General features: G+C 71.1%; 4 protein-coding genes. 2 read left to right on the top strand and 2 right to left on the bottom strand.

What is annotated here, in order from left to right; genetic code table 11:
* Positions 1-253, bottom strand: a 253-nt coding sequence (locus VK923_15935; GenBank protein HSJ46165.1) for a thiamine pyrophosphate-binding protein, incomplete at its 3' end; no start/stop codon positions are given.
* 85 nt (positions 254-338) lie between these two features.
* On the opposite strand from VK923_15935, the gene VK923_15930 reads away from it, so the two are divergent.
* Both VK923_15930 and VK923_15925 read left to right on the top strand, forming a co-directional pair.
* Positions 339-1,040: a hypothetical protein gene (locus VK923_15930; GenBank protein HSJ46164.1), complete on the top strand. Its 702-nt coding sequence runs from the start codon at positions 339-341 to the stop codon at positions 1,038-1,040.
* A gap of 564 nt (positions 1,041-1,604) precedes the next feature.
* Positions 1,605-1,928 (top strand): substrate-binding domain-containing protein, encoded by a 324-nt coding sequence (locus VK923_15925; GenBank protein HSJ46163.1) that lies wholly within the window; start codon positions 1,605-1,607, stop codon positions 1,926-1,928.
* Between the two features lie 183 nt (positions 1,929-2,111).
* Here VK923_15925 and VK923_15920 read toward each other — a convergent pair.
* The coding region (locus VK923_15920) for a prolyl oligopeptidase family serine peptidase (protein HSJ46162.1) at positions 2,112-2,380 on the bottom strand (269 nt) is incomplete at its 5' end.

The following is a 2,380-nucleotide window of genomic DNA, read 5'->3' as shown; positions in this document are numbered from 1 at the left end:
CCTCGGTCAGCCCCGTCAGCGCGTTGGTGAGCCCGGGTCCCTGGTGGCAGGTGGCGACGCCGACCCTGCCAGACACTCGCGCGTAGCCGTCGGCCATGCACACCGCGGCGCACTCGTGGCGTGCATGGACGAACCGGACACGTGCGGCGTGCAGCGCGGTGGCCACGTCGAAGTTGCCGCTGCCGATCACACCGAAGAGGTGCTCGACCCCCAGTGCCGCCAACGTCTGCGCGACGGCCTGTGCCACCCGCACGCGTGCCTCCGTCCGGTGCCTCGGGCGGGCACCGCTGGGACCCTAGCACCGGTCATGGGCGGGTCCCGCCGACCCTGACGGACTGGTGGTCGAGCAACTGGGCGCGGGCGCACAAGCCCATGGGGAGTGCGTCCCCGACAACCTGCGCGACCGGCTGCTGCCGTCGATCGTCGAGCAGGGCACCTACGCCGACGAGCTGTGGGGCATCGGCAGCCAGGACTCCGGGTTGGGTCTGTGGGCGTGGCGTCCGCGCTTGGAGGAGGTCGGGGCGCGGATCCCGTCGAGCTACGAAGACGCCTGGACGGCCGAGGAGTTCGAGCAGATCCTGCGCGACCTCAAGGACGCAGGCTACGAGCATCCGCTCGACCCGAAGTTCTGGTACGGCTCGCAGGGCGAGTCGTTCAGCTACGCGTTCGCGCCCATCCTGTGGTCGGCGGGTGCCGGCCTGGTGGACACCGAGGGCGAGGCGACCGCCGACGGCGTGCTCAACAGCCCCGAGGCCGTCGCGGCGCTGGAGACGTTCCAGAGGTGGGTGCAGGACGGCTTGGTCGACCGCGACGCCGCCGACGACTCGAACTTCCTGCAGAAGCGCGCGCCCATCGTGGACCAGCCACTGGATGTATGCGCCGTACAAGGAGGCAGCCGGCGACGACCTCATGCTGTTGCCGCTTCCCGACTTCGGCAACGGGTCGCGCACCGGCATGGGATCGTGGGCGTGGGCGTTGGGGAACTCCGAGACCGGCGCCGACGCGGCGATGGCGGTCATCGAGTACCTGGTCAGCGATGACGTGATCCTGTCGATCACCGAGGTCAACGGCGCGATCCCGGCGACGACCAGCGCCTCGAGCCGTCCGACGTGCATGCCGAGGGCGGAGAGCTGCGGCTGTTCGTCGAGCAGTTGCAGGCTGCACCCGACGCCGCGCACCCCCGGCCGGTGACGCCGGCCTACCCGACCGTGACGTCGACGTTCGCCTCGGACGCTCGACGACGTCATCCAGGGTGCACCGGTCGAGCAGTCGCTGGAACCTCCGCCTGCCCGACGCTGGGTGTGGGACTCGTGGCACGCCTTCGACGGTCAGCGAGCGTACCTGTTCTACCTGCAGGCACCCCCGGTCGCTCGGCGATCCGGACCTGCGCCACTGGTCGGCGATGGTCGGCCACGCCGTGTCCCCCGACCTGCGGATGTGGGAGGTCGTCGGTGACGCGCTGGGGCCGGGGCCGGTGGGCGCATGGGACGACCAGGGCGATCTGGATCGGTCGTCGCCGACGGCGACCGCTGGGTCATGTTCTACACGGGCTGTTCGACGCGCGAGGGCGGTCTGGTCGCATCGGCGCCTGGGAGCGTGGCCGGATGCTGTTGATGGCCAACACCGGTGGCGAGGCGACGCACGAGCACGAGGCGCTGGACAACCTGCTGGACCGCCGGGTCGACGGGCTCGTCCTCGGTGCGACGTACCGCCGCGCACTGCCGGTCCCACCGCTGCGCCAGGCCGATGTCGCCAACGCGTTCGATCCGCCGCTCACGACGATCGCCCTGCCACACGAGGCCATGGGGCGCTGGGCCGTCAACCGGCTCCTCGACCGGATCGACGGTGTCGAGGATGCCGACAAACCCGAGCTGCGCTTGGAGCACTGTCCCCCGGTCCTCCGCAATTCGGTGACCGCACCCGGCTGAGCCGAGCCGGCACGGGTCGCCGCAACCCGTGGCCCTGACGGCTGGACGTCAGGCGAGACCTGGCGGAACACCTCAGCGGGCCGCCGACGGCCACGATCAGGCCGTCGTGTGGACCGGTGAACACGACGTTCGCAATGGCTGTCAACGTCCTCGGACGTGTCGGTGCGGACCTGATCGGGTGGGTCAGTCGTCCGACGTGCGCTCGACCGGGACCCGATCGCTGATCGCCGTGGCCGTCGCGGCCCACGCCGACGTGGTGGGATCGATGACCGCGAAGTGGTCGGCGCCGGGTGTCGCCATCAGATCGATGGTCTCGCCCGCCGTGGCGGCGGCCCACACGTACGCGTCGCTCTGGGTCGGGGGAACGTGTGCGTCCTCGATGCCGTGCACGACCATCTGCGGGACGCGCAGCGGCAGGTGCGCGATCGGTGCAGCCGCGCGGTAGGCGCCGG

It is taken from the genome of Euzebyales bacterium (assembly GCA_035461305.1).
GTDB lineage: Bacteria > Actinomycetota > Nitriliruptoria > Euzebyales > JAHELV01 > JAHELV01.
The sequence above is the reverse complement of the archived record's forward strand: the minus strand, read 5'-3'. Positions and strand labels throughout refer to the sequence as shown.

Bases quoted from the DNA above. Each gene is read 5' to 3' on its own strand.
- VK923_15925 (HSJ46163.1), top strand. From the start codon at position 1,605: ATGCTGTTGATGGCCAACACCGGTGGCGAGGCGACGCACGAGCACGAG.